This window comes from Negativibacillus massiliensis, assembly GCF_900148495.1.
In the GTDB taxonomy this organism is placed as follows: domain Bacteria; phylum Bacillota; class Clostridia; order Oscillospirales; family Ruminococcaceae; genus Negativibacillus; species Negativibacillus massiliensis.
The window spans coordinates 904,424-928,589 of sequence record NZ_FTRU01000008.1; the positions used below are offsets into that span (position 1 = coordinate 904,424).

At 48.0% G+C, this 24,166-nt stretch carries 22 protein-coding genes, 1 tRNA gene and 1 riboswitch; of the genes, 19 read left to right on the forward strand and 4 right to left on the reverse strand.

Annotated elements, in window-relative coordinates:
* Positions 1-21: 21 nt before the first annotated feature.
* A complete protein-coding gene (locus BQ5375_RS10235) occupies positions 22-576 on the forward strand; it encodes a GNAT family N-acetyltransferase (RefSeq protein WP_022132760.1) in 555 nt (184 codons plus the stop codon).
* A gap of 69 nt (positions 577-645) precedes the next feature.
* Here the strand turns inward: BQ5375_RS10235 and BQ5375_RS10240 are convergent, their stop codons facing one another.
* Positions 646-1,503 (reverse strand): DUF4438 domain-containing protein, encoded by an 858-nt coding sequence (locus BQ5375_RS10240; protein ID WP_076917846.1) that lies wholly within the window; start codon positions 1,501-1,503, stop codon positions 646-648.
* Positions 1,504-1,682: 179 nt separating this feature from the next.
* Complete coding sequence (locus tag BQ5375_RS10245; protein WP_076917847.1) at positions 1,683-2,234, reverse strand: hypothetical protein; 552 nt, start codon at positions 2,232-2,234, stop codon at positions 1,683-1,685.
* Positions 2,235-2,347: 113 nt separating this feature from the next.
* On the opposite strand from BQ5375_RS10245, the gene BQ5375_RS10250 reads away from it, so the two are divergent.
* The 7 genes from BQ5375_RS10250 (at position 2,348) to BQ5375_RS10280 (ending at position 7,642) form a co-directional block, all read left to right on the forward strand.
* Positions 2,348-2,692, forward strand: a complete 345-nt coding sequence (locus BQ5375_RS10250; RefSeq protein WP_205409037.1) for a serine/threonine protein kinase — start codon at positions 2,348-2,350, stop codon at positions 2,690-2,692.
* 104 nt (positions 2,693-2,796) lie between these two features.
* A complete protein-coding gene (locus BQ5375_RS10255) occupies positions 2,797-3,420 on the forward strand; it encodes a GH25 family lysozyme (RefSeq protein WP_076917848.1) in 624 nt (207 codons plus the stop codon).
* 123 nt (positions 3,421-3,543) lie between these two features.
* A riboswitch (cobalamin riboswitch) is annotated at positions 3,544-3,769 on the forward strand.
* A 143-nt stretch (positions 3,770-3,912) separates the two neighbouring features.
* Complete coding sequence (locus BQ5375_RS10260) at positions 3,913-5,019, forward strand: ABC transporter substrate-binding protein (RefSeq protein ID WP_076917849.1); 1,107 nt, start codon at positions 3,913-3,915, stop codon at positions 5,017-5,019.
* Between the two features lie 36 nt (positions 5,020-5,055).
* A complete protein-coding gene (locus BQ5375_RS10265) occupies positions 5,056-6,141 on the forward strand; it encodes a FecCD family ABC transporter permease (RefSeq protein WP_083687599.1) in 1,086 nt (361 codons plus the stop codon).
* The gene (locus BQ5375_RS10270) at positions 6,138-6,914 is read left to right on the forward strand and encodes an ABC transporter ATP-binding protein (protein WP_076917850.1); all 777 of its coding nucleotides are present in this window, start codon (positions 6,138-6,140) and stop codon (positions 6,912-6,914) included. The genes BQ5375_RS10265 and BQ5375_RS10270 overlap by 4 nt, the downstream gene beginning before the upstream one ends.
* A 4-nt stretch (positions 6,915-6,918) precedes the next feature.
* On the forward strand, positions 6,919-7,248 hold the full coding sequence (locus tag BQ5375_RS10275) for a CGGC domain-containing protein (protein WP_076917851.1): 330 nt from the start codon (positions 6,919-6,921) through the stop codon (positions 7,246-7,248).
* 193 nt (positions 7,249-7,441) lie between these two features.
* Positions 7,442-7,642 carry a hypothetical protein gene (locus tag BQ5375_RS10280; RefSeq protein ID WP_076917852.1) on the forward strand — a complete coding sequence of 67 codons (201 nt, stop codon included), beginning with the start codon at positions 7,442-7,444 and terminating at the stop codon, positions 7,640-7,642.
* A gap of 268 nt (positions 7,643-7,910) precedes the next feature.
* Here BQ5375_RS10280 and BQ5375_RS10285 read toward each other — a convergent pair.
* Positions 7,911-7,996: transfer RNA gene (locus BQ5375_RS10285), tRNA-Leu, on the reverse strand.
* A 235-nt stretch (positions 7,997-8,231) separates the two neighbouring features.
* Here BQ5375_RS10285 and BQ5375_RS10290 point away from each other — a divergent pair.
* From BQ5375_RS10290 to BQ5375_RS10310, 5 genes are all read left to right on the forward strand, one after another.
* Complete coding sequence (locus tag BQ5375_RS10290; protein WP_076917853.1) at positions 8,232-9,827, forward strand: class I SAM-dependent DNA methyltransferase; 1,596 nt, start codon at positions 8,232-8,234, stop codon at positions 9,825-9,827.
* Complete coding sequence (locus BQ5375_RS10295) at positions 9,827-10,954, forward strand: restriction endonuclease subunit S (protein WP_076917854.1); 1,128 nt, start codon at positions 9,827-9,829, stop codon at positions 10,952-10,954. Before BQ5375_RS10290 ends, BQ5375_RS10295 begins: the two co-directional genes overlap by 1 nt.
* Before the next feature lie 121 nt (positions 10,955-11,075).
* On the forward strand, positions 11,076-11,453 hold the full coding sequence (locus BQ5375_RS10300; protein ID WP_076918149.1) for an endonuclease domain-containing protein: 378 nt from the start codon (positions 11,076-11,078) through the stop codon (positions 11,451-11,453).
* Positions 11,446-14,817: a DEAD/DEAH box helicase family protein gene (locus tag BQ5375_RS10305; RefSeq protein ID WP_076917855.1), complete on the forward strand. Its 3,372-nt coding sequence runs from the start codon at positions 11,446-11,448 to the stop codon at positions 14,815-14,817. The genes BQ5375_RS10300 and BQ5375_RS10305 overlap by 8 nt, the downstream gene beginning before the upstream one ends.
* Before the next feature lie 109 nt (positions 14,818-14,926).
* Positions 14,927-15,364 carry a hypothetical protein gene (locus tag BQ5375_RS10310; protein WP_022133122.1) on the forward strand — a complete coding sequence of 146 codons (438 nt, stop codon included), beginning with the start codon at positions 14,927-14,929 and terminating at the stop codon, positions 15,362-15,364.
* 59 nt (positions 15,365-15,423) lie between these two features.
* On the opposite strand, the gene BQ5375_RS10315 is transcribed toward BQ5375_RS10310, so the two are convergent.
* On the reverse strand, positions 15,424-15,981 hold the full coding sequence (locus BQ5375_RS10315) for a hypothetical protein (RefSeq protein WP_076917856.1): 558 nt from the start codon (positions 15,979-15,981) through the stop codon (positions 15,424-15,426).
* Positions 15,982-16,384: 403 nt separating this feature from the next.
* On the opposite strand from BQ5375_RS10315, the gene BQ5375_RS10320 reads away from it, so the two are divergent.
* The 6 genes from BQ5375_RS10320 to BQ5375_RS10345 all read left to right on the forward strand — a co-directional run bounded on the left by BQ5375_RS10320 (position 16,385) and on the right by BQ5375_RS10345 (position 24,162).
* A complete protein-coding gene (locus BQ5375_RS10320) occupies positions 16,385-16,816 on the forward strand; it encodes a MarR family winged helix-turn-helix transcriptional regulator (RefSeq protein WP_076917857.1) in 432 nt (143 codons plus the stop codon).
* A 108-nt stretch (positions 16,817-16,924) separates the two neighbouring features.
* A complete protein-coding gene (locus BQ5375_RS10325; RefSeq protein WP_076917858.1) occupies positions 16,925-18,310 on the forward strand; it encodes an MATE family efflux transporter in 1,386 nt (461 codons plus the stop codon).
* Positions 18,311-18,329: 19 nt separating this feature from the next.
* Positions 18,330-18,908: a cytidylate kinase-like family protein gene (locus BQ5375_RS10330; RefSeq protein ID WP_076917859.1), complete on the forward strand. Its 579-nt coding sequence runs from the start codon at positions 18,330-18,332 to the stop codon at positions 18,906-18,908.
* A 175-nt stretch (positions 18,909-19,083) separates the two neighbouring features.
* Positions 19,084-20,058, forward strand: coding sequence for a Lin1244/Lin1753 domain-containing protein (locus tag BQ5375_RS10335; RefSeq protein WP_076917860.1), 975 nt, complete (start codon positions 19,084-19,086; stop codon positions 20,056-20,058).
* Between the two features lie 896 nt (positions 20,059-20,954).
* Entirely contained in the window at positions 20,955-22,310 is a 1,356-nt protein-coding gene (locus BQ5375_RS10340) for an MATE family efflux transporter (RefSeq protein WP_076917861.1), read from the forward strand.
* Between the two features lie 649 nt (positions 22,311-22,959).
* Complete coding sequence (locus BQ5375_RS10345) at positions 22,960-24,162, forward strand: amidohydrolase (RefSeq protein WP_076917862.1); 1,203 nt, start codon at positions 22,960-22,962, stop codon at positions 24,160-24,162.
* The last annotated feature ends 4 nt before the right edge of the window (positions 24,163-24,166 follow it).

The following is a 24,166-nucleotide window of genomic DNA, read 5'->3' on the forward strand; positions in this document are numbered from 1 at the left end:
CTTTTTTAGGAGAAAAGACAGATGCAGAACATTCGATTGGATACACAAAGACTGACGATCAGACAGTTTTCGCAACAAGATGCTCAAGGCTATTTTCGCCTTCTGAACAATCCGCAGGTACACTGCTTTGTCAGCGAAAAGCTGGAAAGTATTGAGCAGGCAAGGGATAAGATTCAGGAAATATCGAAAATACAGGACGGTTCGGAGCTTGCGGTATGTTTAAAGGAAACCGGTGAATTTATCGGTACACTGTTTGGTCTCTGGGAAGGGGACACATTTAGTGTGTGCTGGAATTTTCTTTCGGACTATCAGGGAAAAGGCTATGCATATGAAGCTGCAAAAGCATATCTGAACTTTCTGTTTGGACAGATGAATGCCAGAAGAATCTATGCTTATGTGGAGGATTATAACCTCAGCTCACAGCACCTTTGCGAAAAACTGGGGATGCGTCGGGAGGGTGTTTTCAAGGAGTACATTTCGTTTGTCACGCAACCAGATGGAACACCTGTTTATGAAAACACCATGCAGTATGCAATCTTAAAAAAAGAGTGGAACGGATCAAATCCACTTGATTAAGCTGTTTTATCATGAAAAATTGCAGCAAAAAAGGTCGGCAGAAAGCCGGCCTTTTTGTTTTGTATCTTTCTATTTGAGGAAGAAATCAGCAAGGTTTGCGCTCTGGTCGATCACCGGTTCGATGAGCGGAGTCTTGCAGGTCATCAAAGTGGTGACGCCCGGACCATGTCCCGAAAGGATGCAGTCGCTGTGTACTACAACGCCGATGGTGATGGCACCGGTGATGAAGTTACGTCCATAACGGGTATCTGCGTCCTGAATTGCAACGATATCGCCAAAACGCAGCTGATCCAGTCCATACTGCTGGCAGATCTGTTTGTCATGCAGGGTGATGTCGTAGTCACCGTAATAGGAGGTGGAAGCGCCCAGTCCGGAACCCATGATGCAGCCCGGAACGATCTTTGCGACGCCGACGGTGAGTTTGCCATCCTTTTCGGTGATGTTCATCTTTTCCAGCAGCGCAGGGCTCATGTTGCGCAGCAGAATTTCAGGATAATCCAGCAGCTTCATTCCCTGACCCTGTGTGCGGACATCGATGGTGTCGCCGATGGACATCTTTTCCAGTGTTTCAGGATCAAAATAGCACAGGAGGTGCTCACAGCCGCCATGTTTTCCCGTAACAAATCCGCGAGCGCCTTTGGCATCGCCGCTGCGGACGATAGCAACGTTTCCGATGCAGGACAATCCCTGTACCGCAGCGTTATAGTCCTCGTTTTCATTGCGCATGGTGACACCTGGTTCCAGATGGTCAGCCGCCCATCCCACACAGCGGTCGCCGATCTGGGCATTGTAGGTGATGCCGCCGGTTGCCGGCAGGGTCATCGGTTCACCGTCGATGGTATGGCGGTAAGCCTGACTGCCCCTGGAGTGGCGCACCTGTCCCTGCACCAGCAGGATTGGAAGGTCATTGAAGTTGGTTCGAAGCATTGTAATCTCTCCTTTTTGTATCAGATTAACAGTAAAATAGGGTTCTGTCTGGTCTTATTATAGCATGTTTTGCAAAGAGGTGGTAGAAAAAATTTTGTCAGGAGAAAAAGATGTTATCGCAAACCCAAAGAAAAAAGCTCTCACTGTTTGTAGTAATGGCAGGGAGAGCTTTTATAATTTCATTTTTTATTGAAAAGAAGCTCCAAAATCTTCTTAAGAATTTCCTCATTTTCAGGGCAGTTGACGATATAATAGGCGTTAAATTTTGATGAGCCGTATCGAATAGCGGGACTTGTTTCAAAACAGAGTTCTTTCTGACATAACATAATGTCGAGGTTTTGATTCCAGAAAAAGTGAATCCAGTATTCATAGCTGTCCTCGTCGGGATGGCTTTGATATCCGCCCAGTTTTTTGCGAACTTTTAAGGAAGACAGCAGTTTACAAAGTTCATCTTTATCATCAGGGGATGAGAAATAGAAATTATTTTCCGACGGGGATTTCTCTTTGATACCAAGAACGTCGTTTTTCAATCCTGACCAGGAGATTGGGAAAATACAGATTGTTTCATAATCTTTCCTCTCATAAGAATCGGTAAAAATATCAATTTCTTTCTTTTCCAATACCTCGCCTAGTGTGCGGACAGGGCAGATAATAAGATAAATGGTCAAGAGAATTGAGGCAACCAGCAGAAGAATAGAAATACGCTTTAGTACGTTTTTTATGTAGTTCATTGTCTAACCCCCTTTTTTCCAGTATAGCACATTTGAGAAGAAGGGAGTATGGGGGATTTCAGGAAAATATGGATAAAAATTAGAAATTTAAAGCAGAGGAGGAGGTGAAACCAATGATGGAAGGAAACATCTGGCAGCTGCTGGCGGGATTTGTGGCCGCAATGGGGATTCCAAGCGCAATCATGGGACTGATCGTCTGGCGTTTGGAAGGGAGGATTTCCAAGAGGGAGCGTGACCACGAGGAGCAGGATAAGTCACAGAAAGATCTGATTGTTTTGTTGGTCCAGAGCACCAGCGCATCGATTGCACTTGGGGAAGCAACTGCAAAAGCGGTGCAGCGTATTCCGGATGCACATTGTAACGGTGATATGCACGCAGCGCTCGAATATGCGACTAACATCAAACACAAACAGAAGGAGTTCCTGACAAAACAGGGAATCGACGCTCTGTTGGACTAGTGGGGATGGTTTTAGCCTGTGCGAAACATGGGCAAAGTGTCCCATCACCCCGAGCTTGAAGCGCTTCAAGCTCCCAAAATTGATAAAGAAAAGGATGTGGAATTTTGACAAAAAACGGAATTGATGTTTCTTATGCACAAAACAATGTGGATTGGCAAAAAGTCAAGGCATCTGGCGTTGATTTTGCAATTGTACGTGTCGGCTGGTGCTACAACAATGGCGCACTCAAAGAGGATGTTCATTTTAAGAAACATATCAGCGGTGCGTTGGCAGCGGGTTTGGATGTGGGAGTGTACCTGTACAGCTACGCCACCACAGCAGAGGCAGCCAGACGGGCAGCCAAAGAGGTCATCGAGGCGGTCAAACCGTACAAGCTCAGCTACCCGATTGCCTTTGATATCGAGTACGAGAGCATCTACACTGGAGGCAGCAAGCAGGTTAACACCGATATCTGCAAGGCTTTTCTGGATGAAATCGAGGCGGCAGGCTACTATGCAATGCTCTACTGTTCCAAAGATTTTCTGGACACCTACCTTGATCACTTTGAAGCTGCCGGCTATGACATCCAGACCAACAGCTCCAGACAGCTCAACTGGGAGCATGCTAAGAAAGAGGAATGGTTCTATGATGACCACAACAAGACCCCAATCCTGCATCTGAACGCACCAAACCAGCCTACCGTTGCAAAAGCTGTAGTCGAAAGCATCAAGGATTATTTCAGAAAATAGTCTGACATAAGAACGCCCTCCTCGGAGAAAATATCCGGGGAGGGCGTTCTTTTTACATAAACTTGTATTATTTTGTAAACATTTAGTTGACAAATGAATTTTTGGAGATATAATAAGAGCAAAAGAATATGTTCTTTTGCAGATTTGTGTAATATACCTTTTATAAAGGAATGTTACACAGGAAGTTGGGTGCGAGTCCCACACAGGAACGCTGCTGTAACGATGGAGTGTCCTCTTCTTTAGATTTTTCATTAAAAGGAAAGATCGGTCACTGAATCTTTTGATTTGGGAAGGCTGAAGATGACATGATGAGGTCGAAGTCAGAATACGTCTGCAATAAGAAAAGCAACATCTGTTCGGACTCAGGGGATGTTGTTAAATCCTTCTCTAGTGCCAGAAGAATTGGCAATGAGAGGGAATCTTTGTGTTGTTAAAAAGCCACAGGACACTTGAGTCCTGTGGCTTTTATTTATTTTAAGGAGGAAGTCCATTATGATGAAAAAAATTTTGACCTGCCTGTTGTGTGCGGCGCTTTGCTTGAGCATGGCTGCCTGCCAGAGCAACAGCGAAACTCCTGCACAGGAAGAAACAGCTAAGGTAGAGCAGAAAGAGGAAGCACAGGAGGCACCAGAAGCTACAGAACAGGCAGAAGAAAGCTCATCTTCAGAAACCAGTACGCAGTATCCGCTGACCATCAGCACCTACAACTACGCAAAAGAACCAGTAGAATATACGTTTGAAAAAGCACCGGAACGGGTTTGGGCACAAAATCAGAACAATATCGAAACCATGCTGGCGCTGGGTCTTGCCGATAAAATTGTTGGTGCATGTGGTTTGGATGGTGAGATCAGAGAAGACCTGAAAGAGGAATTTGCAAAGATCAATTACTATGAAAGCATGCCGAGCAAGGAAGAAATTTTGGCTCTGGAACCGGATTTTATTACTGGATGGTATAGTACCTTTTCCGATAAGCGACTTGGAGATGTCAATTTCTGGCATGAACGTAAAGTAGGCACTTATATGTCGCTCAACAGTGCCTGCCGTGGACCTGCTGCAGAAAATCCACAGACCATCAACGAAGAGTGCGAAGACATTTTGACTCTTGGTAAAATCTTCGATGTGGAAGACCGGGCAAAAGAAATTGTAGATGAAATTCAGAGTGAAGTAGAAAAAATCAACAAGCATCTAGAATCTCAGCCAAGATTGACTGCGGCAGTTCTAGAAGATGAAGGCGGAAGTTATCGTGTTTATGGAGAAGATACTCTGGGTGGCAATGTTGCCGTTAATGGTGGTGCTGAGCTCGCTGTGGGTAAACATGGCGAAAACGGCAATATCAGTGCTGAGGATTTGATTGCAGTCAATCCGGACGCTATCTTCATGGTATGGTATGACGGTTACAGCGTGGGAGATGTGGACTATGCCGGAGAACATGTTGTGAAACTGATTACAGAAGATCCGAAATTTGCTTCGCTGGATGCGGTCAAAAATGGACGGGTTTACCCAATCAATCTTTCGGGTATCTATTGCAGCGGTATGAGAACACTCGACGGTATTCTTGATGTTTCCAAAAACCTGTATCCTGAACTTTATCAGGATTAAAAACAGGGATAGGCTGGAATATAAAAGAGAAGAAAAATGAAAAAACATACGATAAAAAATGGTATTTTCCATGGCAAACCGGTCTGCTGGACGGCGGTTATCCTGTTGGCGGCGGCTCTTGTTTTGTCATTACTGTGGGCGGTAACGATCGGCTCAGTGGATCTTGCGATGGGGGATGTTTACCGGGTAATCTTATTTAAACTATTTGGGATCGGTGATGCACAGCTTTACGGTTCGGGCAGTATGAGTGATATTGTGTGGTATGTTCGTTTACCGCGGTTGATACTTGCAATCGCGATTGGGGCTTCGCTTTCGATTGCAGGTGTGGTGATGCAGGCTATTGTAAAAAATCCGCTGGCAGATCCTTATGTGCTGGGCATATCGTCCGGAGCCTCACTGGGAGCAACCATCGCTATCATTTTGGGAATAGGGACTGCGTTCGGCAGCGGATATGTCGGAATTATGGCGTTTATAGGGGCTTTTCTGGTTTCCATTGGAGTGATTGTGCTGGCGAATATGGGTGGAAAAGCCACTTCAGTTAAGCTGATCCTTGCTGGAACAGCTCTTTCTTCCGTCTGCGGCGCAGCATCCAATTTTCTGCTTTATGTCAAAAACAACAGCTCCGGTGCGATGGAAGCCGTGATGCGCTGGACAATGGGCAGTCTTGCTTCAGCAAACTGGGAAACGAACACGCTGCTGTGTATTACAACTGCTGTAGGTGTCCTGTTTTTCCTAACTCAGTACCGTACGCTCAACCTGATGCTGTTGGGGGATGAATCTGCTATCACGCTGGGAACCGATCTTCACCACTGGCGAGTTTTATATCTGGTAGTTGCTTCTTTCATGGTGGGATTTGCCGTTTATGCTGCCGGTGTTATCGGCTTTGTAGGACTTGTGATTCCGCACATTGTTCGAATCCTGTTTGGCACCGATCACAAAAAGCTTGTGCCTCTGTGCACTTTACTGGGGGCGTTGTTTCTGCTGTGGGCAGATGTTCTGTGCCGAACCTTGCTGGAACGAACAGAACTTCCAATCGGTATTTTGACCTCAATAATCGGTGCCCCGGTCTTTATCTGGCTGATGGTGCGAAAAAAATACGGGTTCGGAGGGAAAGAGTCATGAAAATCACGACACAGCAGCTGCATGCGGTACTGGGAAATACTGAAATCCTTCGGGGAATTGACTTTGAGGCAAACAAAGGGGAATTTGTCGGTATCATCGGACCCAATGGCAGCGGAAAAAGCACATTGCTGCGCTGTCTTTATCGAGTGCTGACACCTTCAGAGGGAGCTGTTTTTCTGGATGGTAAGGAACTTTCTTCCTACCGGGTCAAAGAATCCGCACAAAAGTTGGCAGTAGTCGCCCAGCACAACTATTACAACTTTGAATTCAGTGTCCGGGATGTGGTCATGATGGGTCGTGCTCCGCACAAACGTGCCTTGGATCGTGATACTGCCGAAGATTATCAAATTATGCGGCAATCATTGAAAGCAGTCGGAATGCAGGAGTTCGAAGAACGCTCTTTCTCCACCCTTTCCGGCGGGGAACAGCAGCGTATCATTCTGGCAAGAGCTCTGGCACAGCAGACCCCCTGCCTGATTTTGGATGAGCCGACCAATCATCTGGATATCAAGTATCAGCTGTGGCTGATGGATATTGTCAAAAATCTGGATTGTACTGTGATTTCCGCAGTGCACGATCTCAATATCGCTGCGATGTACTGTGATCGTCTGTATGCCATGAAGCAGGGAAAGGTTATTGCACAGGGAACGCCGCATGAACTTTTGACCCCGGATCTGATTCGGGAACTATACGAAGTGGATGCAGAGGTTAGCATTGACGGCAAAGGGCAGCTGCGTATCTTTTACTGTCCATATTCTCGAAAGGAGGCATAGCTCTATGAAAAAAATCGTGATTCTTGCCTGTCAGAAGGCAAATACCGTCTGCACAGGAGCGGGCTGTCTGAAAGCGTTCAATCAGAAAACCAAAAGTTTTGCCCGGTATCAGAACGAGGAAATCGAGCTGGAAGCATTTTTTCGCTGCAATGGCTGTGACGTCTGGGACGATGGGATGCAGGAAAAGCTGGAGCGATTGATTTCTCTTCAGCCGGATGCAGTGCATATGGGTATCTGTACCAAATACAAGGATGGTACTCGATGCCCGACCATAAAGCGAATAGTAGATGCTCTTTCTGAAATCGGTGCAGTACCTGTAGATGGAACTCACTAAAGAAGAAAAAATGAAGCAGGGATGACTTTTCGAGTCATTCCTGCTTTTTACTTTCATCACCCACTAAACACAAGGTCTATTCTGTACCGCAAAAGGTGGGGATTCTTGTACCTTCTCACGGTGGTTTTCCTCAGCAGCTCCCTGTATAATATGGATACAAGGTTAGAATAAATACAGAAAAGGAGCAAGTAACATGTACAACGCAGTAATGATTGAAAGCAACAGAACCGGATACACCACAAAACAGTGCGGCAGAACCTTTACAGTAGGGGAGCTGATCGAATTTCTGGAACAGTTTGACGAAGATACACCGGTTTATCTGAGCAATGACAACGGTTACACCTATGGCAGCATAAACGAAAGCTGCATGGAGGAAAGAAATATTGAAGAATAGGGGTAGAAAGGACCGAAAACATGGTGAGTAGGTAAAAAAGAGGTTTCCAAGAATGGGGAAGGGACACGATTCACCGTGCCAATATGCATCGAAAGGAAGGTATTTTGGGCATAAAAAAAGGAGCATCACCGCAATTTTGAGGGTGATGCTCTTATTTTTTTGCTCTGATTTTCTATTTTACAGATGAAAGAAAAGAGGCCTTTGTATATATTATACTATTTTATGGCAAAAAAATGTCCAGAATCACAAAAAGTGATTCTGGAACAAATGGTGCCGGTGGTGGGACTTGAACCCACACGGTATCGCTACCAACGGATTTTGAGTCCGTCGCGTCTGCCATTCCACCACACCGGCAAATTACTTGATTATTATACTCTACGAAAGGCAAAAAATCAAGCCCTTTTTTGAAAGTTTTTTCCAAAAACAAGAATTTTTTCTTCATATAATCTGAACAGTTACAGACTACATAAGAAAAGAGAACATTTTCGTGGGGCTTCTTTTCCTTTGTGGGAAGTTGTGCTATAATATATAAAATGTCATTTTTTGGAAAATGTAAAAACGGGACGATAATCAGTCTGGAGGAAAACAAGTGATTACAGGCGCAGTGAAAAATAAAGTAGATAAGATTTGGACCGATCTTTGGGCGGGTGGCATCACCAACCCCTTGACGGTCATCGAACAGCTGACCTATCTGATGTTTATTCGGTCGCTCGACGAAAAGGAACTGGAAACCGAAGAGCTGGAAAACATGAGCGGCGAAAAGCTCAGCAAGATCTTCCCGCAGTCGCCGGCAGGTCAGGCGATGCGGTGGAGCCGCTTTAAAAATAACGATGCAAGGGAAATCTATGAAGTCATCTCCCAGCGGGTGTTCCCTGCCATCAAAAACATGAAAAATGGCCACCTGCCTGACTTTGACGAAAAGGGCGAGATGATCGAAGTGCAGGAGGAGTCCAGCGAGCAGCAGGAAAGCACTGCCTTTGCGCGCTATATGAGCGACGCGATGTTCCTGATCCCGACGCCGCAGGTGCTGCAGAAGATTATCACCGGCCTGGACGATCTGTATGAGCACGATCTCACCGGCTTGGATGTGCAGGGTGATCTGTACGAGTATATGCTAGGTAAGCTCGCCACGGCGGGTCAAAACGGACAGTTCCGCACCCCGAAGCAGATCCGCGAAATGATGGTGGAGTTGATTGCACCGACACCGGACGATGTGATCTGTGACCCGTCCTGTGGTACAGCGGGATTTTTGGTGTCTGCGTCGGAGTATATCCGCAAACATTACGAAGATACCATGACCGCGGAGCAGTGGGAGCACTTTTCCACCGATGCTTTCAGCGGCTTTGATATGGACCGCACCATGCTGCGCATCTCGGCGATGAACCTGATGCTGCACTCGATCACCAACCCTGATGTGCGCTATATGGACAGTGTGTCCAAGCAGAATCAAATTCAGGAGAAATACACCATCTGCCTGGCAAATCCGCCGTTTAAGGGCACTGTCGATGCCGAAAGCATCAACGATGACCTCAAGGCAGTCACCAACACCAAAAAGACAGAGCTTTTGTTTTTGGCGCTGTTTCTGCGCATCCTCAAAAAGGGCGGCCAGTGTGCCTGCATCGTGCCGGATGGTGTGCTGTTTGGTTCTTCCAAGGCGCATCAGTCCATCCGCAAAGAGCTGGTAGAGAACCACCACCTGCGCGCGGTGATTTCGATGCCGTCCGGTGTCTTCAAGCCCTATGCGGGAGTATCCACCGCAGTGCTGGTGTTCACCAAAACCGGCATGGGCGGCACCGACAAGGTTTGGTTCTATGATATGAAAGCCGACGGTTTCTCGCTGGATGACAAGCGCTCGCCGGTTGAGCAGAACGACATCCCTGACATTATTCGGAGATTTCGGTCTATCGGACAGACTCCCCCTGTCACCAAGGGTGACATCCCCCTCAAAGAAGGGGACAATGCCGATGATATTTTAAATGAGGAAAAAAGAGCGCGCACCGAGCAGAGCTTTTTTGTGCCGAAGCAGGAGATTGCGGACAACGGCTATGACCTGTCGATCAACAAGTACAAGAAGGTGGAGTATGTGCCGGTGGAGTACCCTTCCACCACCGAAATCATGGCAGACCTGCACGAGCTGGAAATGGAGATTACAGCAGGACTTGCGGAACTGGAGGAGATGCTGTGATGGCGAAGTTAGGGGAAATATTTGATTTACAGATGGGAAAAACGCCCTCTCGTAATAAGTCCAATTACTGGACAGATGGTCAATATAGTTGGGTGTCGATTGCTGATTTAGGTACTTATCAAAAATATGTAGGAGCTACAAAAGAAGAGATTTCCGAGGTAGCTGTTCGAGAAAGCGGAATAAAAAGTGTCCCAGCCAATACTGTCATTATGAGTTTTAAACTGTCGTTAGGAAAAACGGCTATCACGAAGGAAGAAGTATACACTAATGAAGCAATAATGGCGTTTATTCCAACTGGAAAGTATGATGTTTTACCAGACTATTTCTATCATCTTTTTACAGGGAAAGATTGGTCTAAAGAAACTAATCGAGCAGTGATGGGAGCAACGTTAAATAAAGCGATGCTTTCTGAAATATCTGTACCTGTCCCCCTTATTGACGAACAGCGCAAAATTGCGGCGGTGCTGGACAAGGTAAGCGACCTGATTGCCAAACGCCGTCAGCAGCTTGACAAGCTGGATGAGCTTATCAAGGCAAGGTTTGTTGAGATGTTTGGGAAGAGGTTTCCTGAATGTACATTGTTGAGCTTATGTAACATTATTGATTACCGTGGTAAAACACCTCAAAAGGTTGATTTTGGACTTCCTTTTATAACAGCCAAAAATATTAGGATGCATCGTATGGTACTTGAACCAAAAGAATATATCTCAAAAGAAACATATGATAAAGTAATGGTCAGAGGTTTTCCTAAAGAAGGAGATGTGGTTTTTACAACAGAAGCGCCTTTAGGTAATGTATGTCGTATTCCTCATTTTGACACAGAGTTTTACGTGGGTCAGAGAATTGTCACATTACAAACTACTGCACTTCATCCAGCATATCTAGAATATGCTTTAGATACAGAAGAATTTAAGAAAAAAATTGCAGAAAAATCCTCTGGAAGCACTGTAGCTGGAATTCGTGTGCGATTGTTAGAACAGTTGACAATACCCGTCCCGCCACTAGATTTACAAAACCAATTTGCCGCCTTTGTCGAGCAAACAGAAAAAACAAAAACCACCATTAGCCGCAGCCTTGAAAAGCTGGAAACGCTGAAAAAGGCGCTGATGCAGGAATATTTTGGGTAACTCCCCCTGTCACCAAGGGTGACATCCCCCTCTTTGAGGGGGACCATGCCTCCCTTAGTGAGGGAGGTGTCAGCGAAAGCCGATGGAGGGAGTCAACAATGGAAAGGATGGGAAAAGCCAAATGTCGTTGCCATACCAGCATAAATTGATTCCACGCGCAAGAGAACTGCGCAAAAATGCGACGAGGCTGGAAAACCATCTTTGGTATGATTTTTTGAGAAGCTATCCTGTTCGATTCCAGCGTCAAAAAACAATCGGCTGTTATATTACAGACTTCTATTGCCACGCAGCAAAACTGGTAATCGAGCTGGATGGTTCGCAGCATTTTACAAAAGAGGCGATAGAATATGACAAACAAAGAAGTTCCTATCTGCAAGGCTGTGATTTAAAAATCCTTCGTTTTACAAATTACGATATTGATAGGCATTTTCCCGATATTTGCCAATTGATTCATCAGGAAGTACAACAGAGATTAAGTGAGGTGACCTCCTATGACTAACTTCTCTTTCCTCCAATCCAAACCCGAATATGCCCTCTTTGCCTCTGCCTGCATCGAAGCCGAGACAATCTACGCTTCTGCTCCGGCCATGTGTGCGGTGGGCTGCCGCAAGGCGCTGGAACTGGCGGTGAAGTGGGTCTACTCGGCAGATAACACCATGCAGATGCCCTATAAGGACAACCTGCAATCGCTGATTCACGAACCTTCTTTCCGCTTTGCGGTGGACTACAACACCTGGGGAAAAATCCCGTTTATCATCAAACTTGGAAACCTTGCAGTACATACCGAACGCAGCGTGCAGAAGTGTGATGCACTGGTATCGCTGCGCAGCCTGTTCGAATTTGTCCAGTGGATTGACTATTGCTATGGGGAAGATTATGTTGAACGCACTTTTGATGAAGCGCTGATCCCCACCGAAAAGGTGGTAGTCGACACCAAAAAGATTAAGGAACAGGAGAGCCTGCTGAACAAAAAGGACGCTGAGATCGAAGCACTGCGCAGACAGATTGAGCAGATGTCGGCACAGTATACGGCAAAGAAGGAAGAGCACAAACAAAAACGCACCTTTGAGCCGGAGGAACTCTCGGAATATAAGACCAGAAAGATCTATATTGATGTGGACATGAAGCAGATGGGTTGGAAGTTTGACGGTGCCGACGCTGACGTGTTCGAGGAGTACCCGGTCGAGGGCATGGCGGGAATCCCCGGACAGATGGGTTACTGCGACTATGTCCTGTTTGGCAGGGACGGGCTGCCGCTTGCCGTCGTGGAGGCAAAGCGCACCAGCCGAGACCCCAACACCGGCTACAAGCAGGCATCCCTCTATGCCGACTGTCTGGAATACAAGTTTGGCCGCCGGCCGATGATCTTCACCACCAACGGCTTTGAAACCTATTTTCAGGACGAGCTGTCCGGAGCACAGCGCAAAGTCAGTGCCATCTTCAGCAAGGACGACCTGCAGAAACTGATGAACCGCCGCACCGAAAAGCTCGATTTGATGAATATTCCGGTCGATGACCGCATCACCGACCGCTATTATCAGAAGGAAGCCATTCGTGCTGTCTGCGAAAAGACACAGCAGGGTTTCCGCAAGCATCTGCTGGTCATGGCAACCGGCACCGGCAAGACCCGCACCGCAGCCAGCTTAGTCGATGTACTCAGCCGCGGCAAGTGGGTGACCAACATCCTTTTCCTTGCCGACCGCACCGCACTGGTCAAGCAGGCGAAGGATGGCTTCAAGGACTATCTTCCAGAAATGTCGCTGTGCAACCTTTGCACCAACAAGGACGATCGAAATGCCCGCATCGTCTTTTCGACCTATCCGACCATCCTCAATGCCATCGACGACACCAAGACCCTTGAGGGACAGCGACTGTTCACGCCCACGCATTTTGACCTGATTATCATTGACGAGAGCCATCGCAGCATCTTTAAGAAGTACCGCGCCATCTTTGAATACTTTGACGCGGTACTGGTTGGACTGACAGCGACCCCAAAGACAGATGTTGACCGCAATACCTACGACTTTTTTGAGATGCCACATAATATCCCGACCTATGCCTACGACTACGAAACCGCGGTTTATCAGGATCATGTGCTGGTACCTTACTACAACTACGAGGTCAAAACCAAGTTTTTGGAGGAAGGTATTACATACGAAGATCTGTCCGACGCCGACAAGGAGCGTTACGAGGATGACTTTATTGAAGACGACGGCAGCCTTCCTGATTTTATCCCATCGGCACAGCTCAATCAGTTTGTGTTTAATGAGGCAACGGTGGATACCGTCCTTCAGGATCTGATGGAGCGCGGCATCAAGGTGGCAGGCGGTGACCGTTTGGGTAAAACCATCATCTTTGCACAGAACAAGCGTCATGCACAGTTTATCCTGGAGCGTTTTTACAAGCTCTATCCCCAGTACAGCAGCTTTGCGCAGCGGGTTATCTGCGAGGACTCCTATGCGCAGCGAGTGATTGATGATTTTAAAGTGGCGGAAAAGGAACCGCATATTGCTGTCTCGGTCGATATGATGGACACCGGCATTGATGCTCCGGAATGTGTCAATCTGGTGTTCTTTAAAAAGGTGCGCTCCAAAGCAAAATTCTGGCAGATGATCGGCAGGGGCACCCGTCTGTGCAAGGGATTGAGCTGCATCGACCAGATCGACGGGGAGTACACTGACAAACGGCGCTTTCTGATTTTTGACTACTGCGGAAATTTTGAGTACTTCCGTCAAAAACAGAATGGTTACGAAGCAAAGGAAACCAAGAGTCTGACCGAGAACATTTTCAGCAAGCGCATCCGCATTGCGATGAATCTGCAGGAAGCTGCATACAGCGATGCGCAATATCAGGAATGGCGGGAAACCTTGGTGGACACCTGCCGCAAACAGATCTGCACGCTCAATCCGGAACTGATTGAGGTGCGCTTGCAGCGCCAGTTTGTCGAAAAATTCCAAAAGCCGGATGCGCTCGAATGCATCGGGGAAGGGGACAAGGGAGAGTTGATCGGAAAGATTGCTCCGATTGTTCGCTCACAGGACCCGGATGAATACGCAAAGCGATTTGACAACTTTATGTATGGCTTGATTCTTTCCCACATGGAGCAGATGCCCTCTTTTCGCTCAGCGAAAAAGCAGCTGCAAAACATGGCTGTTCTGCTTGAGAAAAAGGCAAATGTCCCAAAGGTAAAAGAGAAGATCACACTCATTCGGGAGATTGGCAGTGAAACCTTCTGGGAAGCAAACGATATTTTGCTGTTTGAACAGGTGCGTCGGGAGCTGCGGGGCATTATCTCCATTCTGGTGGAAGGGGAAAGCAGAAAAATGATCACCACCAGTCTCAGTGATCCGGTGATGGAACAGCAGGAAGGTGTACTGCTCGACCAGGCGTATGATTTTGAGGATTACCGCCAGAAGGTCAACCGTTATGTGGAAGAGCATGGCAATCAGCTTGCGATTCATAAGCTTAAGCACAATCTGCCGTTAACCGAGATCGATTACCGAGAGCTGGAACATATCCTGACGGTAGAACTGGGAAGCCGTGAGGATTACCGGCGGGAATTTGGAGATACGCCGTTTGGTCTGCTGATTCGAAAGATTGCAAAGCTCGATCATGAAGCGGCGATGCAGGCTTTTTCCCAGTTTATCAACGACCAATCACTGACCCAGTCGCAGATTGCATTTGTTCACAAGGTGATTCACTATGTCGAACAGAACGGCTACATGGAAAGTGTGACAGCACTGCAAAAGCCACCATTTGACAAGCCGGTTTCCTTCCTGAAGCTATTTAACAATACGCAGCGAGAACAGCTTCTGCAGGTAATTCATTCAGTGAAGGGTAACGCGGAAAACGTAATTGCATAAAGTGCAGAGAAAAGGTAGGTTTGACAGCTGTACTGACCTTTAATTACATTCAGAATTTTCAATTACTTTACACCAACCATAGTTACTGAAAGTAAAAGGGAGGCTGGATATGTATACAAAAGTAGAACTCAAAGATTTCAATATTTATGAATTTCTACAGGAGCATAAAAAAGATCTTATTACAGTTGTTACTGGTAGTTGGTATCCAGAAAATCATACAGGTTCGTATCTATACCGAACAATTTATGAAAACCGAATAACAAAACTGCGGCAAAAAGATTTTGAGAGTATAAAAAGTTCCAACCGAGTTATGCTTGAGGCTATATTAGATGCCTGTCAGCAAATTAAACTTCAGGACAAGCAGTTGTTTGTTTTGTCTCCTACCCAGCTTGGTTTTAAAAAAGCTGAGCGGGGTAATGGTCCAAATGCTGACATTATAAAGCAAATTTTGGGTGTTTGTAGAGAAAAGAATATTGAAATCTGTACGATATATATTTCCTACGGTGGAGAGTTTATAAGGGAATTTTTAAAATCACCTTTTCATTAAAACTAAGAGCATCACCCTAATCCTAAGGTGATGCTCCTTTTTATATCCCAGGCCTTTTGTCACGAGAAGGTTTGCAGCAAAAAGTTTTCGAGCTCTTCCAGTACCTCCCGATTTTCCGGGCAGTTTATCAGATAGTATACATTGAATTTTTCGGACCCGTAGCGGAAGGCGGGACTTGTTTCAAAGCAAAGCTCCTTCTGACATAGTGTAATTGTGAGGTTGCTGACCCAGGAAAACCGAATCCGATATTCGTACCCGTTTTCTAAGCGGTGTTGGGTGGAAAATTCGTGGTACTTTCCAAGCTTTTTGCGAACCTTTAAGGAGGAAAGAAGTTTGCAGATTTGATCTGTGTCCTGAGAAGAGAGTAACTCAAAATCATAAAATGATGGGAGTGTTCCCCGTACGCCGAGAACGTCCTGCTGTAACCCGGGCAAAGCTTCCGGCAGAACGTAGGTATCTTCATACTCCTTTCGTTCGTATGAATCGCTTAAGTTGTAAATCTCCCTTGCTTCCAAAACCTCTTTCAAGGTCCGAACAGGGAAGAGAATCTGGTATAACACAAAACAAAACAATATACAAAGAAAAAGAATCCGGGTGCGTTTTTTTGCAGGTTTCACAGGATAACCTCCTTTTTGAGGATTTCCCCAAGGTACATCGGGAGCAGTCAGGGACTCATCCGCAGAAAAATAGCAGGGGCTTTTTGGATCATCGGACCACAGCAACAAGCAAAATACGAATTTTCACTTTCATTTTCTTTGCAGATGTGGTATCATTTTCCTAAGAGGACTTACTTTTTTCTTTGTTTCTTTTTCATTTGAGCTGCCGGGCTGTGAGGATTAAAACGAGGATTTCAGGTAAGTCCTTTGTTATTTCTAACAGACTTTATCTTTATCCTTTTTCTTTATTATACCGCGTTTTTTGCTGTTTGGATATAGGTTTTCTGTGCAAATCCTTGACAAAAGCAGTATGTAAGGATATAATAAGTAACAAGTTACTTATATAAGGTCAGGTGATGTTTTTATGATGCCTTTTGGTTTAAAAATCGCGATCATCAATCGTGCTTTTCGGAAAAAGCTGGATGAAAAGGCTGCCGCGCTGGGTCTGACAGCGGTGCAGCTGAGGGTGCTGGGTTCCATCAGCCGTCTGGAGGCTGCCGGGGAAACGGAAATCCACCAGAACGATCTGGAGCGCATCGAACATGTGACCCATCCGGCGATGACCAAGCTTTTGCAGCGGCTGGAAAGCAAACAGCTGATTCGGTGCGTCCCCAGCGAAAGGGACCGGCGGTATAAAAAAATCACCTGCACCGAGCAGTCCGCCGAAATTTACAAGATGATCCTCACGCAGGATCAGGAGGTCTTTTCCGAGCTGTGCAGGACACTGACCAAGGAACAGCAGCAGCAGTTGCTGGTTCTTGCCGACATGATCCTGAAAAACATCGACGAGGAATAGGGCGTTTTCTGCAACCGGCAGCGCGCAAAATATCCCTTTGGCTGCGCTGCCTGCTTTTTTATCCTAATAGGTAACTAATTACTTATTTTACAGGAGGAGATTTTACCCATGGAACATGCAGTACCACAAACACAAAGTCCGTTTGCCACAGAGCCGATCGGGCGGCTGATCGTAAAATTTGCCGTCCCCAGCGTGATCGCTTTGCTGGTCAATTCCCTGTACAACATCGTTGACCAGATCTTTATCGGCTGGGGAGTGGGATACCTTGGAAACGGCGCCACCAACATCGTTTTCCCCATCACCATCATCGCGCTGGCGCTGTCCATGATGATCGGCAACGGCGGAGCTGCCTATCTGAGCCTGAAGATGGGCGAGGGAGAGGTGGAAATCGCTAAAAAGGGGGTAGGCAACGCTGTTACCCTGGTAACCATCGTCAGCATTCTGCTGGCTGTGGTCTTTCTTGTTTGGATCGACCCCATCCTGACGCTGTTCGGTGCGACCGATGTTCTGCGTCCTTTTGCGCTGGAATACGGCTTTATCATCGGTACCGGACTGCCGTTCATGATGATTTCGGCAGCCATCAACTCGATGATCCGCGCCGACGGAAGTCCAAAATATGCCATGCTTTCGATGGTCATTGGCGCCATCATCAACGTAATCCTCGACCCGGTTTTCATCTTTGTCTTTCAGATGGGGGTCAAGGGGGCAGCGATTGCAACCATCATCGGTCAGGTAGCGTCCTTTGTGGTATCGGTGCTCTATATGCCGCATTTTAAGAGCGTGCAGCTGAACAAATCGAGCTTTGCTCCCTGCGCAAAGGTGAGCGTGAACATCGTGATCTTCGGACTGAGCAGCTTTATCACCCAGTTTGCCATCACCATCGTCATGGCGCTGACCAACAACCTGCTGGCAAAATACGGCGCGCAGTCGGTTTACGGTGCAGAAATCCCGCTGACCGCGACCGGCATCGTCATGAAGGTAAACCAAATCATGATCGCCATTCTGCTGGGCATCGCAACCGGCACCCAGCCGATTATCGGATACAACTACGGCGCAAAGAGCTATCACCGCGTGAAAAAGGCGCTGGAGATCTCGCTGATCGCCTCGGAGATCGTATCGGTGGCAGCCTTTTTGATCTTCCAGTTTGCCCCGATGAGCGTGGTGTCGCTGTTTGGCTCCGAAGAGGGTCTATACAACGAGTTTGCCGTCAAGGCATTTCGCATCTTTTTGATGCTTTGTCCGCTGACCGGATTCCAGACCATCGCGGCGGTCTATCTGCAGGCGGTGGGCAAACCGGTCAAATCTGCCATCTTGTCCCTTGCGCGTCAGATCATCTTTTTTGTGCCCACAGCGCTGATTCTTCCAATCTTCCTGGGCGTAGAAGGGGTTCTGTGGACAGGACCGGTTGCGGACGGTCTGGCATTTTTGCTTTCGCTTGCCTTTTTGCTGTATGAACGAAACCATCTGAAACGCGGACACCTTGAAACCAGATAACCCGAAGGAGGGAAACAACATGAAAAACAGAGTCATCACCATCAGCCGTGAGTTTGGAAGCGGCGGACGAACCATCGGCAAAGCGGTTGCCGAACAGCTGGGCATCCCGTGCTACGACAACGAAATCCTGCAGGAGATCGCCAAAGAGAGCGGATTTGAGCAGAGCTACATTCAGGAGACCGGAGAATATGCGCCGGGCGGATTTCTGGCAGCGGCATTTTCTCACCCGGCTTCCGGTCCCAGCAACGCCGACTATCTCTGGGAGATGCAGTACAAGCTGATCGGTCAGCTGGCAGAAAAAGGTCCCTGCGTGATTGTCGGACGGTGCGCCGACTACATCCTGCGGGACAAGGCAGACTGTCTGCGGGTGTTCATCCACGCAGATCTGTCCTATCGGGCAAAGCGAATCGTGGAGGTATACGGCGAGCGGGAAAAATCCCCCGAACAGCGTCTGAAGGACAAGGACAAACGCCGCGCCGCCTATCACCGCTTTTACACCGACATGAAGTGGGGTCACGCGCAAAACTACGACCTGACACTCAACAGCGGCACACTGGGAATCGACAAATGCGTAGAAATCATCAAGAGCCTGTACTAAAAAACATCCCTTCCACAAAAGGCTCTATCACAAAACGGCAGGAGAATCATCTTCTGCCGTTTTTTCTAGAAAATTTTAAAAAACAGAGCAAAAGTTGCATCTTTGTGCGCAACAAAGCCCCCGTCTGCGGGTATGGGTGAAAGGTCATCTTGACCCCAGAAAAGGAGGATGCAACATGGCAAGACCGCAAAAAGAAGGACTGGACTATTTCCCACTGGACGTGGATTTCTTTTCCAACCGCAAGATCAAGGCGCTGATGGGCAGATTCGGCGCACAGGGCGTGACCTATTATCTTTATCTGCTGTGCGAGATTTACCGCGAGCACGGCTACTATCTGCAAACCGACGATGATTTTGACTACATTATCTCTGCCGAGCTTGGCATCGACCCGGAAAAGGCGGGGATGATCCTACAGTTTTTGCTCGAGCGCTCGCTGTTTGACCGGGAGCTGTTCGAGTCGGAAAAGGTGCTGACCTCCGCCTCGATCCAGAGCCGGTATCAGCTTGCGGTCAAGAGCCGCGGCAGCCAGCGGGAGGTCGGTGTGCACAAACGATACTGGATTCTTCCGCCGGAACAGACCTTGTCTTTTATCCAATGCGGCAGTAGTAGCGGCGATATCCCACCGCAAAACGAGGGTTTCTGTGAAGGAAACGGGGATAACTTTTTAAAAAATGACACAAAGAAAAGGAAAGAAAATAAAACAAAAGAAAATAAAAGCAAACAACAACAAAGAAAACCGGATGACGGTGATGTTGTGGTCGTGGACGAGCGCGAAGAAATTTTATCCTGTTATGAGCAGAATATCGGAAGTATTTCGGTTGCTGTAATAAGTCAGTTGAGCGATTATCTGCAAAACAGGGGGATTTCTTCCAAGCTGATGCACGCGGTGATTGAATATTCCGCCCTATATGGTGCAAAGAGCTGGCGGTATCTGCAAACGGTGCTGGATCACTGCCTTGCTAAGGGCATCACCACGCCCGAACAGTTTGAAGAGGACTGCCAGTGCCGCAGGGAGCAGGGGAAGGTTTCGGGGGATTTTGCGGCATCGGCACAGAGGTTTAGCAGCGGTGAGGGGAGCTTTGGCAGCGAGTCGAGCCTTGACTTTGCGGCGATTCAGGAGTACATCAGTTCGGGGCGCGGGGTGATGTGAGGGGGAAGGGCAATGTTACAGATTCTACGAAAACAGAGTTTTGTGTCATTGCCCCTGAGAATCTCGACAAGCTCGATTCTCCGCTGGGAAAGCTGAGAAGGGGAAGGGCAATGTTTTGTGGGCTGTCCCAAACTCAAGTTTCTGCAAACTTGTTCGTTTTGCAGGGTGGCTCCCCGCCCCTGCACCCCGGGACTACTTTCTTGTGAAAAGAAAGTAGTCAAAGATTCACCAAAAACCTCCTGGTTTTTGGATTTCCAGCAGAAGGGGGAGGTCCCCCTTCGATTCCCCCAGTGATGCACCAAACTTTCGTGATAGACATAGGGGGGGAGCGTGACCGCTTGCGGTTACTGCGGGGGCACAGCCCCCAGGGATATCTAAGGGGTGTCCCCTTAGACACGCCTTTCGTATCTTTCCTCGTGAAAGGAAAGATACCGCGGTGTGGAGCGCGGAGCTCCACAAATGAGAGGTTTGCTGAAACTTAAGTTTAGGTAGTATGTCAGACGTTTTGTTTTTTTCCTCAACAAAAAGAATTCGTCAACCTTTTCGTTTTGTGGGCTCATGCCGCCCACACTGGCACTGACTTTTCTTTTACGAGAAAAGTCAGCAAAAGCGTATCCAAGAGGAGGTGTCCTCTTGGATATCTCCTCAGGGGGAAGTATCCCCCACAGTCACTTCGTGACGTTCCCCCTCTTTTTTACCGGTAACGTTGTGATAAACAAGAGGATAAATAGCATTACAAAATCTTTAGGGCAATGACAGCAAAGTTTGTTTTCCAGAAAAACTAAAACATTGCCCTGATATCTTTTCGTCTGGTGATAGTTTTTTGCGCTAAAGTATGCTATAATGAATTTCCAGATTTAATCTTACTGTGAGTAAGATTTTGGGGAGGAAATTTTATGGCAAGAGGAAATCTTCTGGAGGGAAATCTGTACCGCACCATTCTGCGGCTTTCCCTCCCAATTATGGTCAACAACTTTATCCAGACGCTGTATAACCTGGTGGACAGCCTCTGGCTGGGCAGGGTGGGCTCGGATGAGCTGGCTGCGGTATCCTTCGTCTGGCCGATCAACTCACTGTTCATCGCGGTGGGAATGGGGCTTTCCATCGCGGGCATCTCGCTGATGTCCCAGCATCTGGGCGCGGACGAAAGGGAAGAGGCCAACCGTTATGCCACCCAGCTGACTGCCGTTGCGGTGCTCAGCGGTATCGTGTTTGGACTGATCGGCTCGGCACTGAGCGAACCCTTTGTCCGCCTGATGGGCGCGCAGGGAGATATGATGGAATACAGCGCCGCCTATCTGCATATCCAGTTTCTGGACACCCCGTTCATGTTCTTCTACTACATTTTTAATGCGATCATGAACGCGCAGGGCAACACCCTGACCCCGACGCTCATCTCCGGTGTCAGTGCGCTGATGAACATGGTGCTCGACCCGCTGTTCATCTTTGTCTTCCACATGGATGTGGAGGGTGCCGCACTGGCGACCGTTCTTTCCAAGGTGACGATGGCGCTTGCCGGAGCCTATGTTCTGTGGAGAAATCACGGCGTCATCTCGCTGGACTTCCATCATTTCCGCTTTGACAAGGAGCGCATCTCCCGCTGCATGAAGGTTGCGCTCCCATCCATCATCGGACAGTCCGGTTCCTCGTTTGGATTCATCGTATTAAACTCCTTCATCGTTTCCTACGGCACTGCGACCATGGCTGCATTTGGTATGGTAAACAAGATCTTTGATCTGGTAAACCAGCCGTTCAGCAGCGTTGCGGGTTCGCTGACCGCCATTGTGGGACAGAATATCGGTGCGAACAACCTTCAGCGTGCCAAGGAGGCCTTTTTCAAAGTATCGCGCATCGTGCTGATCGGCGGAAGCTTTGTTGCACTGTTCCTGTTCTTCTTCCGTTATCCGCTGATCGACTTTTTCCTGCCGACCAAGGACGAACCGGAGACCATCCGTCAGGCGCTGGAATTTTTGCAGATCATGGCGTGGTCAGCTCCATTGATGGGAATGTTCTTCACTTTTCAGGGATTATTTCAGGGAAGCGGACACACCAAATACTCGATGGCGATGGAGGTCGGCCGTTTGTGGGGCATGCGTCTGCCGATGATCTTATTATTCAAGACCTTCACCGACATTGGCAGCTTAGGAGTATGGATCTCGATGACCTCCAGCAACTTTTTGATCTGCGTTTTTGCCTTCCTGATGTACCGTTACGGAAAGTGGCAGCAGCCGGCGCTGCACCACAAAAAGTAGGGGGGAGAATTTATCATATTCTCTTCCTCGAACGGAAGTCTCATCAAACCTGATACTTTGCTGATGTGGGCTTGTGCCGCCCACTCCTGCGCATTTGTGCAGAAACTTTCAGCGAAAAGGGGGGAGCGTGACCGCTTGCGGTTACTGCGGGGGCATAGCCCCCAGGGGATATCTAAGGGGAAGCCCCTTAGACACGCCTTTCGTATCTTTCCTCGTGAAAGGAAAGATACCGCGGTGTGGAGCGCGGAGCTCCACGAAGGGAAGGTTTGCTGAAACTTAAGTTTGGGACAGTGTGTACAAGTACTTTATTTGCTTGCATAACAGTAAGACTCATCGAACTTTCGGTTTTGTGGGCTCATGCCGCCCACACTGGCACTGACTTTTCTTTTACGAGAAAAGTCAGCAAAAGCGTATCCAAGAGGAGGTGTCCTCTTGGATATCTCCTCAGGGGGAAGTATCCCCCACAGTCACTTCGTGACGCTCCCCCTCATCTATCACGAAACTGCCGTGATATCATTGGGAAAGTCAGCAAAACCTAAGAAAAGTTTTATTTTGATAAAAAACAAGCCTCTGTGCATTGCGCTGCTCTTTGCAAAAGTCTAATTTTGTTGTATAATAGGGATAAATTTTATTCGTCTTGGAGGTTATCATGCTCTTTATTCATGCTCATCTGGTCACCATGGAGCCTGTGCAGCCGGATCAGACTGCTCCCGCAGGGGAATTTGTCTGCATTCCTGATGGCTTTTTGCAGGTTTCGGGACAGAAAATCTCTGCCATGGGTCCGATGTCCCAGTGTCCGAACCCGGACAACGAGGAGGTCATCGACCTTGCCGGCAAAAAAGTGTATCCGGGCTTTATCGATGCCCACTGCCATATGGGACTTGCCGAGGAAGGACTGAACTTTGAAGGGGACGACCTCAATGAGATCACCGATCCTGTCACCCCGCACCTGCGCGGAATCGACGCGATCAACCCTCTGAATCAGAGCTTCGATGAGGCGCTCGATGCCGCTGTTACCACCGTGGTCACCGGTCCGGGAAGCGCCAACGCAATCGGCGGACAGTTTGCTGCCATCAAAACAAGCGGCAGAAATGTCGACCGCATGATTTTAAAACAGCCGGTTGCCATGAAGTTTGCACTGGGCGAGAATCCGAAAAACTGCTATAACGATAAATCCGAAACCCCGATGACCCGTATGGCGACCGCCGCACTCATCCGCGAGCAGCTCCAGAAAACACAGCGCTACTACGATGACTGCTGCAAGGCACAGGAGGATGAGGACACCGATCCGCCGGATTTTGATGCAAAATGTGATGCACTTGTTCCGGTGCTCACCGGTGAGCTCAAGGCGCATTTTCACTGCCACCGCGCCGACGACATCTTCACCGCCATCCGCATCGCAAAGGAATTTTCTCTTGACTATGTTCTGGTTCACTGCACCGAGGGACACCTGATTGCAGAGGACCTCGCAGAAGAAAAAGCACAGGTCATCACAGGGCCGCTGATGACCACCCGCTCCAAACCGGAGCTGAGAAACGCGACCGACAAAAACCCTGGCATCTTAAATCAGCACGGGGTCAAGACCGCCATCTGCACCGACTACAACGTTATGCCGATCGGGCTCTTGCCAATCTGTGCGGGAATGGCGGTGCGCGAGGGAATGGACCCGATACAGGCACTGGCTGCCATCACCATCTATCCTGCCGAGATCGTCGGCATCTCGGACCGCGTCGGCTCGCTCAAAACCGGCAAGGACGCTGACTTTGCTGTCTTTGCCCCAGACTGTGACCCATTAACCATCGCAGCCAAGCCGGAACTTGTTGTGGTAAACGGCAAAATAGTAAGGAGGTAAACTC

Bases quoted from the DNA above. Each gene is read 5' to 3' on its own strand.
- BQ5375_RS10235 (WP_022132760.1), top strand. From the start codon at position 22: ATGCAGAACATTCGATTGGATACACAAAGACTGACGATCAGACAGTTT.
- BQ5375_RS10240 (WP_076917846.1), bottom strand. From the start codon at position 1,503: ATGCTTCGAACCAACTTCAATGACCTTCCAATCCTGCTGGTGCAGGGA.
- BQ5375_RS10245 (WP_076917847.1), bottom strand. From the start codon at position 2,234: ATGAACTACATAAAAAACGTACTAAAGCGTATTTCTATTCTTCTGCTG.
- BQ5375_RS10250 (WP_205409037.1), top strand. From the start codon at position 2,348: ATGATGGAAGGAAACATCTGGCAGCTGCTGGCGGGATTTGTGGCCGCA.
- BQ5375_RS10260 (WP_076917849.1), top strand. From the start codon at position 3,913: ATGATGAAAAAAATTTTGACCTGCCTGTTGTGTGCGGCGCTTTGCTTG.
- BQ5375_RS10265 (WP_083687599.1), top strand. From the start codon at position 5,056: ATGAAAAAACATACGATAAAAAATGGTATTTTCCATGGCAAACCGGTC.
- BQ5375_RS10270 (WP_076917850.1), top strand. From the start codon at position 6,138: ATGAAAATCACGACACAGCAGCTGCATGCGGTACTGGGAAATACTGAA.
- BQ5375_RS10275 (WP_076917851.1), top strand. From the start codon at position 6,919: ATGAAAAAAATCGTGATTCTTGCCTGTCAGAAGGCAAATACCGTCTGC.
- BQ5375_RS10280 (WP_076917852.1), top strand. From the start codon at position 7,442: ATGTACAACGCAGTAATGATTGAAAGCAACAGAACCGGATACACCACA.
- BQ5375_RS10295 (WP_076917854.1), top strand. From the start codon at position 9,827: ATGGCGAAGTTAGGGGAAATATTTGATTTACAGATGGGAAAAACGCCC.
- BQ5375_RS10300 (WP_076918149.1), top strand. From the start codon at position 11,076: ATGTCGTTGCCATACCAGCATAAATTGATTCCACGCGCAAGAGAACTG.
- BQ5375_RS10305 (WP_076917855.1), top strand. From the start codon at position 11,446: ATGACTAACTTCTCTTTCCTCCAATCCAAACCCGAATATGCCCTCTTT.
- BQ5375_RS10310 (WP_022133122.1), top strand. From the start codon at position 14,927: ATGTATACAAAAGTAGAACTCAAAGATTTCAATATTTATGAATTTCTA.
- BQ5375_RS10320 (WP_076917857.1), top strand. From the start codon at position 16,385: ATGATGCCTTTTGGTTTAAAAATCGCGATCATCAATCGTGCTTTTCGG.
- BQ5375_RS10325 (WP_076917858.1), top strand. From the start codon at position 16,925: ATGGAACATGCAGTACCACAAACACAAAGTCCGTTTGCCACAGAGCCG.
- BQ5375_RS10330 (WP_076917859.1), top strand. From the start codon at position 18,330: ATGAAAAACAGAGTCATCACCATCAGCCGTGAGTTTGGAAGCGGCGGA.
- BQ5375_RS10335 (WP_076917860.1), top strand. From the start codon at position 19,084: ATGGCAAGACCGCAAAAAGAAGGACTGGACTATTTCCCACTGGACGTG.
- BQ5375_RS10340 (WP_076917861.1), top strand. From the start codon at position 20,955: ATGGCAAGAGGAAATCTTCTGGAGGGAAATCTGTACCGCACCATTCTG.
- BQ5375_RS10345 (WP_076917862.1), top strand. From the start codon at position 22,960: ATGCTCTTTATTCATGCTCATCTGGTCACCATGGAGCCTGTGCAGCCG.